Raw genomic sequence first — 7,670 nt, 5'->3', positions numbered from 1 at the left:
CTCTTCCTCATCGCCTGACGGCGGATGGAAATCCTCTCCCAGACCGACAATATCCGACCCGAAGAAACCGATCGCATTGATGGAGAAGCGCGACAGCCTGATCTCCCGGTCCGGGATCCGGAAGTCATCGAGCCGGTTGGAGCGGACAGCTTCGATGAAGACCGGATGAAGCGCCTGCGGAAAGCTGGCATGTGCCCAGGAGAACTCGCATGACGCCTGGCACGTAAGCGGCCCCTCCACCACAACCCTGGAAAGCTGTTTGATCAGTGAATTGCAGATCGCATTGTTGATGATCAGCGGCGCGTACCAGATGGCTGATCCTCGTTCGGCCATGACCCTGGCCATGAACTTTTGAAAGAAGCCGTCCTCGACAAAAACCACATCGTCGTCGAGGCGCAGATAGAAAGCGTCGACATYATCGCAAAAACGATAGAAGTCACCGATGACATTGAACCCGCCATTGGCGTGTGGAAGTTTTTTGATCCGGCAGCGTGGATCGGAAGCGGCCAGTCTCTGCAGGTAGGCTCGATCGGCTTCGTTGCGGCAGTTGTCCCACAGGTGCCATTCGTGCACATCGGAGCTTTTCAGAACGTAATGGCTGAGCAAGCGAAGATATTTCTCGCGCCCGGCCGGCGTCACGACGATAAGTTTCATGGATGCAAGACCCTACGGTGGCCGCTTTTTACTGGACCGATCGATCAACGATATCGATAAAATAAATGTTCGAATTCTGAAGATTCTTCTAATCTATACAAAGACGATCAAGCCACCAAAATATTTTGATCCATCCAGCCGGAATACCTCGTTTCCAAACACTTCAGCCGGATGTCGTTTTTCGCTTGAATCATGACCAACGGCAGCGAATAAGGCGCTGACGCTGAACACTGAATGGATAAGGCCGGATGGACAAGAACCTGCTTGGCAAGGCCGACATCCTTATTGTCGGCGCGGGCTTTTATGGCGCGACGCTCGCCGAGCGCATCGCCACGCAACTCGGCCGGCGCGTGCTGGTGATCGACCGGCGCCAGCACATCGGCGGCAATGCCTACACCGAACAAGATCCCGCCACCGGCGTCGAGATCCACCGCTACGGGCCGCATCTTTTCCATACATCCAACGAGGAGGTCTGGAACTATCTGCGCGCCTTCACCGGTTTCACGGCCTATCGCCATCGTGCGTTCTCGACCTATCGCGACAAGGTCTATCCGCTGCCGATCAACCTTGCCACGATCTGCCAGTTCTTCGGCAAGCGGCTGAGCCCCAATGAGGCGCGCGGCATGATCGCCGAGCAGGCGGCGGAGCTTGGCGATCGCCCGCCGGCCAATCTCGAGGAGAAGGCGATTTCGCTCGTCGGCCGTCCGCTCTACGAGGCCTTCATCAAGGGCTATACCGCCAAGCAATGGCAGACGGACCCGCGCGAACTGCCGGCACAGATCATCGCGCGCCTGCCGGTCCGCTACACATTCGAGGACGGCTATTTCAACGACCGCTTTCAAGGCCAACCTGTGGATGGCTATACGGCGATCTTCGAAAAGATGCTCGCCCATGAGCTCATCGAAACACGGCTTGGCGTCGACTTCTTCGATATCAAACCCTTGCTTCCGAAAGGCTTGCCGGTCGTCTACACCGGTCCGATCGACCGCTATTTCGACTATTGCGAGGGCGAGCTCGGCTGGCGGACGATCGATATCGATCTCGAGGTCATGGACACGCCGGATCATCAGGGCACGGCGATCATGAACTATGCCGACGAGGACGTGCCCTACACCCGCGTCGTCGAGTTCCGGCATTTCAATCCGGAACGCCAGCACAACAGCGACAAGACACTGATCGGCCGCGAGTATTCCCGTTTTGCCGGCCGCAGCGACGAGCCCTACTATCCGATCGACACGCGCCGGGATCAGGCGGTGTACCGTCGTTACCTCGAACGGGCGGACGCCGAGAAAAACCTGCATCTGGGCGGACGGCTGGGCACCTACCGGTATCTCGACATGCATCAGGCGATCGGCGCGGCCTTGAAGGCCTTTGAAACCGTGCTTGGACCCTACTTCACCGGCAGTCTAGATTCTGTTTCACGGTCGCTATGACGGGTCGGGCCCCAGGCTCAGGCTGAGGCCGCCGATCTGCCGTCAGTCGCCATCTGTCGGCGAAACCATTCGAAAGTGCGCCGTATCCCTTCCTGGTAACTGGTCTTTGCCTCCCATCCGGGAAGAACCTGCCTTGCCAGGGTCAAGTCCGGGCACCGGTTCGTCGGATCTTGCAGGGCAGGCGCATGGTGTTCGATGCGGCTGCCAGCCACAAGCGAACTGACGAATTTCGCGGTCTCGAGAACCGAGACCTCACGATTGTTGCCGATGTTCAAGGGGCCGCGGTGCGAGATGCTGTCACGCCAGAAGAAACGCTCCAACCCATCGACGATATCGTCGACGTAACCCCAGCTGCGCGATTGCGAGCCGTCGCCATAGACGGTCAGGATTCCAGTGGTCAGGGCCTGGCTGACAAAATTCGAAACAGCGCGGCCATCATCGATGCGCGTTCGCGGCCCATAGGTGTTGAACAACCTGACGACGCGGACATCGAGCCCATTGACGCGTTGCTCTTCGAACAGCAGCGCTTCGGTGCAGCGCTTGCTTTCATCATAGGACGCCCTTGSCCCGGTGCAGTCCACGGATCCCCGGTAGCTCTCCGGTTGGGGCGACACCATGGGATCGCCATAGACTTCCGAGGTCGAGGCGAAGCAGAAGCGACCGCCGGGCCTGAGCAGCGATAGAAGATTGAGCGCGCCGCCTATGTTGGCCTTGATCGTGCGAGCCGGCTCGCGCATGTACCATACGGGCGAAGCCGGTGACGCCAGATGGATGATCTCATCGAAATGCCGGCCGGCCGTGAAGCTTTCGGCATCGGCAATTTGCAGGCTGAACCGCGGGTCCGCGACATGGGCAAGGTTGTCGCGCAATCCGGTCCACAGATTGTCGACGACGACAAGCGTTTCCAGATCATCGCGCCGCAGCAGGCGATCGACAAGGTGGGAGCCAATGAAGCCGCAGCCCCCAGAAACCAACACGCTGCGCGCCATCCACACTCCCTTCCAGAAAACTCGACCGGCCAACGCGCCGCAGGGCTTGTTTTCCAGGACGATGGGACCAAGGTCCTATCCAGATCCGAGTGTCTTCTACCAGTGCTTTCATCGCTGCCGCAATTGCAACGATCAAACTTGTCCTGCGCCAGCCGATGACTGGTCGCCCGAGGACGAAACCTTGGGTGCGGATAGGGAAAATGAATTTTCGCGGTTACTCCGCGGTTACAGTGCCCGTTGCGGGCAAGGCATGCCGCTGGCATCGCCACAGCGTGACGCCGTGGGCAGCGGTCTGTTACTCATTGCTTCCGACTGCCGCACAAGCTCGGCGAAGACCAGCGCGAAGCTACCCAGCATGAGAAAGACGATGATCAGGCGTGCTACCGGCAATATGTCGGCCTCGTCTGGTTGGTGCGTGCCCCCGAACATCTAGGTTCGTCCATGGGATCATGCGCACAAATCAAAAGTGCCACAGCGTCCTTTGGCATCCCGAAGGATACTTGCGGTGCTGCGGGCGCCCCCACGCCATCCATCCCGGCTAACATGATCGATCCGCCTTTACGAGAGTTTAAGCCCCGCCTTAACCATCACATTCGCGCGCGCCATGTCATGAAGCGCGACCTGCCGGTGCTGGCGACGCCGTCGCGGCATGGCTTTACCCACCGGCGCAACGGCTCTCTTTGCAGAGCCGCCCGCACCATGCTACCCCGGCGCTGGCGCGACCAGACCCGCCGCCAATCGGTCGCGATCGGGGAGCCATGAGCACAGCCGCCAACAGCATCGCCTTCGTCTCGTCCGACACAGCAGACGCCAAGGCGGCGCTGGAAAGTCTGTCGGCGCGTTATGGCCAATCTTCGATCGCGGAGGCCGCAGTCGTGGTGGCCCTGGGCGGCGACGGCTTCCTTCTGCAGACTTTACGCGACACGATGGGAACCGGAAAGAAGGTCTACGGCATGAACCGTGGCACCATCGGGTTCCTGATGAATGAGTACCGTTCCGGGGGGCTGACCGAGCGAATCGCGGCTGCGGTCGCCGAAACCATCCGCCCGCTGGAAATGCTGGCCGTCACCTCGGAAGGCGAGACCGTTTCGGCGCTGGCGATCAACGAAGTTGCGCTGTGGCGCCAATCCTATCAGACAGCCAAGATCCGCATCAGCGTCGATGAACAGATCCGGCTCGAAGAACTGAGCTGCGACGGCGTCATGATCGCCACGCCAGCCGGATCCACCGCCTACAATCTCTCCGCACACGGCCCGATCTTGCCACTCGACGCACCGCTGCTGGCGCTGACCCCAGTCAGCCCGTTTCGCCCGCGCCGCTGGCGTGGCGCGTTGCTCTCCAACAAGGCAACCGTGCGCTTCGACATTCTCGAGCCGGAAAAGCGGCCGGTGAACGCCGCCGCCGATCACACCGAGGTCAAGGCGGTGACTTCGGTGACGGTACGGGAATCGCCGACCGCGACGGCGACGTTGCTGTTCGATCCCAATCATTCCTGGAACGAGCGCATCCTGGCCGAACAGTTCCGTTACTGAGCCGGCACACAGACAAGCGGCCGGATTAACCATCGCGATTAAGGTTACAACTTCACAMTCGTGCCAATCCCGCCCGTTTCTGTTGACAAATCGCGGACTTGCGCCTAATCGCAATACCAATCTTGCAGGCGCGTGGCGCTTGCCGCGACRGACGCCGTTGCGCTTCCCCGAACCAGCCAAAGACAACAACACTTGTCCTCAGACACCACGACCGCTCAAGAAGCGTTGACCTTCGCAGACCTCGGCCTGTCGCCGAAGGTCCTTTCCGCAGTCACCGATGCCGGCTACACCCAGCCGACGCCGATCCAGGCTGGTGCGATCCCGCACGCCTTGCTCGGCAAGGATATTCTGGGCATCGCCCAGACCGGCACCGGCAAGACGGCTTCCTTYGTGYTGCCGATGCTGACCCGCCTMGAAAAAGGCCGGGCMCGCGCCCGCATGCCGCGCACGCTGATCCTGGARCCGACGCGCGAACTCGCCGCCCAGGTCGAAGAGAATTTCATCCGATACGGCAAGAACCACAAGCTCAACATCGCGCTTTTGATCGGCGGCGTGTCGTTCGACGAGCAGGACAAGAAGCTGGAGCGTGGCGCCGACGTGCTGATCGCGACGCCTGGCCGTCTGCTCGACCACCGCGAACGCGGCAAGCTGCTGCTCAACGGCGTCGAGATCCTCGTTATCGACGAGGCCGACCGCATGCTCGACATGGGCTTCATTCCCGATATCGAGCGCATCTGCGAAATGATCCCGTTCACCCGGCAGACGCTGTTCTTCTCGGCGACCATGCCGCCGGAAATCACCAAGCTGACGGAAAAATTCCTGCACGCGCCCGTGCGCGTCGAGGTTTCGAAGGCTGCGTCCGCCGCAACCAACATTATCCAGCGGCTGGTGAAGTCCGGCTCGAAGCCCTGGGACAAGCGCGAAACGTTGCGCAACCTCATCAAGGCTGAAGACGCGGAGTTGAAGAACGCCATCATCTTCTGCAACCGCAAGGTCGAAGTGTCGGAGTTGTTCCGCTCGCTGCTGAAGTATGATTTCGATGCCGGCGCCCTGCATGGCGACATGGACCAGCGCGCCCGCATGCAGATGCTGGCCAATTTCCGTGACGGCAAGCTTCGTTATCTCGTGGCTTCGGACGTCGCCGCGCGCGGCCTCGACATCCCCGAYGTCAGCCACGTCTTCAACTATGACGTGCCGATCCATGCCGAGGACTATGTCCACCGCATCGGCCGCACCGGTCGCGCCGGGCGCTCCGGCAAATCCTTCACCATCGCGACCAAGTCGGACACCAAATACATCGACGCCATCGAACGGCTGATCGGCAACAAGATCGAGTGGCATGACGGCGACCTGTCGACGGTCGTGGCCAGCGAAGGCGGCGAGGACGATGCTCCGCGCCGTGGCAAAGGCGCGCCGCGCCGTGCCGGCCGCAAGGACGACGATCGCAAGGACAGGGGCGAACGCAAGAAGGGCGGCGAACGTCGCGCCAAACACAGCGAGGAAGATGCCTCGCCGGTGGTCGCACAGCAGGAACAGCCCGATGTGGCTGAGACGCCCGTCGCCGACATTGGCGAAAGGCGTGCGCGCAAGGAGGCGATCCGTTCGGAAAACACCGAACGCAAATCCTCCGATCGCAACGAACAGCGCGCACCGGAGCGGGGCGACACCAGGCCGCAGCGCGATAGCAACCGCCCTGCCCGTCACCGCCACCAGGAAGACAACGACACCACCGTTGGCTTTGGCGATGACATGCCGGCCTTCATGCGCATCGTCGCAAAGGTCTGATCTCCGTCTGCTTTGGAAGGCAAGCCAGCGATCCGGCTTGCCTTCGCGGTAAGCTTCTGGCTCAGCTCGGCCGTTACATCGGCCCGGGCATCATCTTGGTCGGTTTYTCCAGCATCGGAAAGTCGGCCTTGGTGCATTTCACGTTCGGGTTCGTCGGACTGAACATGCCGTTCGGATTGTCCCTGAACAGCCAGGCGTGAAGATCGTAGTGGACGAACTCCCTCGGAATGAGCGGATAGTGTCCCTCCATCGGACCCATGAAGGTCTGGCCAAACAGCTTCGGCGGCGCTTTGACGTCCGGCGTCAGCGGCACCAGCCATTCCACGCCGACCAACTTCAGGCCTTTCTTGGTCGGCTCGTAGATCAGGACGTTGGGCTTCATCGGGTCGAGTTTCTGGCCAACACTTGGAACGTTGACGAAATGGATGCCCATGGCGCCTTTCGGGTATTCCATCGAGCCCGGTATCTTTTCTCCGCTGTAGTAGACGCAGCCGACGGTCGACAGATAGAGGTCGCGRAYGGCGGCSGTGTAGTCCTCATATTTGGCGAGCGACTTTTTCAAGGCATCGATGTCGGCCTTGTTGGCGTCCTCGGCCCAAGCCGTAGCGACCCCCAACCATGCGCCTGCAACACCGGTCAAAACGAGGACGCCGCAGCGCCCTAGGCCTGTTCTTGTCATGCATTCCTCCCAGACTTTCTGATCTGGCCGTGCAAGACCGAGGCGGAAAAATGCTTATAGCGCGGCCAGTTGTACCGCCTCATCCCCTCAGGAACGGGACGATGCTATTCCTTTCCATGACCGCGGGAAAGTCGTTAATTAGAACTAGCTAATACTCTGGCGCCGTATCTGAAGAGCGTCGACGTCCTCAAACAAAAACGGCCCCTTGCGGGGCCGTTTTCGTTTCTGATCGATACCGCTCAGGTGAGCGGCGACAGCTGGATYTCGACGCGGCGGTTCTGSKCGCGGCCSKSGGCCGTCGCATTGGATGCGATCGGACGCGTCTTGCCGAAGCCGGTGACCGCGAAGCGGCGTTGATCGACGCCCTGACCGGACAGATAGTTGGCGACCGCCAGTGCGCGGCGCTGCGACAGATCGAAATTGTGCTGTTCGCCGCCGGTCGAATCGGTATGGCCGAACACGTCGACCGTGGTCTGCTTGAACTTCTTCAGCACCAGAGCGACCGAATTCAGCACCGGATAGAAGCCAGGCTTCACCGCATCCTGATCGATGTTGAAGGTGATGTCAGACGGCATGTTGAGGATGATCTGGTCGCCAC

The 7,670-nt window shown here is 60.5% G+C and carries 8 protein-coding genes; 3 read left to right on the top strand and 5 right to left on the bottom strand.

Annotated features, from left to right (window positions below; genetic code table 11):
• Positions 1-639, bottom strand: a 639-nt coding sequence (locus tag AC1DX0_RS27255) for a hypothetical protein (protein ID WP_477357501.1), incomplete at its 3' end; no start/stop codon positions are given.
• Positions 640-902: 263 nt separating this feature from the next.
• Between AC1DX0_RS27255 and glf the strand changes: the two genes are divergently transcribed.
• Positions 903-2,087 carry a UDP-galactopyranose mutase gene (glf, locus tag AC1DX0_RS27250; protein ID WP_477221409.1) on the top strand — a complete coding sequence of 395 codons (1,185 nt, stop codon included), beginning with the start codon at positions 903-905 and terminating at the stop codon, positions 2,085-2,087.
• 17 nt (positions 2,088-2,104) lie between these two features.
• On the opposite strand, the gene AC1DX0_RS27245 is transcribed toward glf, so the two are convergent.
• Together AC1DX0_RS27245 and AC1DX0_RS27240 are read right to left on the bottom strand one after the other, a co-directional pair.
• Positions 2,105-3,076: an NAD-dependent epimerase/dehydratase family protein gene (locus tag AC1DX0_RS27245; protein ID WP_477357499.1), complete on the bottom strand. Its 972-nt coding sequence runs from the start codon at positions 3,074-3,076 to the stop codon at positions 2,105-2,107.
• Between the two features lie 225 nt (positions 3,077-3,301).
• A complete protein-coding gene (locus AC1DX0_RS27240) occupies positions 3,302-3,505 on the bottom strand; it encodes a hypothetical protein (protein ID WP_477221407.1) in 204 nt (67 codons plus the stop codon).
• Between the two features lie 329 nt (positions 3,506-3,834).
• On the opposite strand from AC1DX0_RS27240, the gene AC1DX0_RS27235 reads away from it, so the two are divergent.
• Complete coding sequence (locus tag AC1DX0_RS27235; protein ID WP_477221406.1) at positions 3,835-4,608, top strand: NAD kinase; 774 nt, start codon at positions 3,835-3,837, stop codon at positions 4,606-4,608.
• Between the two features lie 192 nt (positions 4,609-4,800).
• Positions 4,801-6,393 carry a DEAD/DEAH box helicase gene (locus tag AC1DX0_RS27230; RefSeq protein WP_475450982.1) on the top strand — a complete coding sequence of 531 codons (1,593 nt, stop codon included), beginning with the start codon at positions 4,801-4,803 and terminating at the stop codon, positions 6,391-6,393.
• Positions 6,394-6,466: 73 nt separating this feature from the next.
• On the opposite strand, the gene AC1DX0_RS27225 is transcribed toward AC1DX0_RS27230, so the two are convergent.
• Positions 6,467-7,072: a hypothetical protein gene (locus AC1DX0_RS27225; RefSeq protein WP_477357497.1), complete on the bottom strand. Its 606-nt coding sequence runs from the start codon at positions 7,070-7,072 to the stop codon at positions 6,467-6,469.
• A 239-nt stretch (positions 7,073-7,311) separates the two neighbouring features.
• A partial coding sequence (locus AC1DX0_RS27220) for an OmpA family protein (RefSeq protein WP_477357495.1) occupies positions 7,312-7,670 on the bottom strand: 359 nt, incomplete at its 5' end.

The organism is Mesorhizobium sp. P3_A9 (assembly GCF_056402975.1).
The sequence above is the reverse complement of the archived record's forward strand: the minus strand, read 5'-3'. Positions and strand labels throughout refer to the sequence as shown.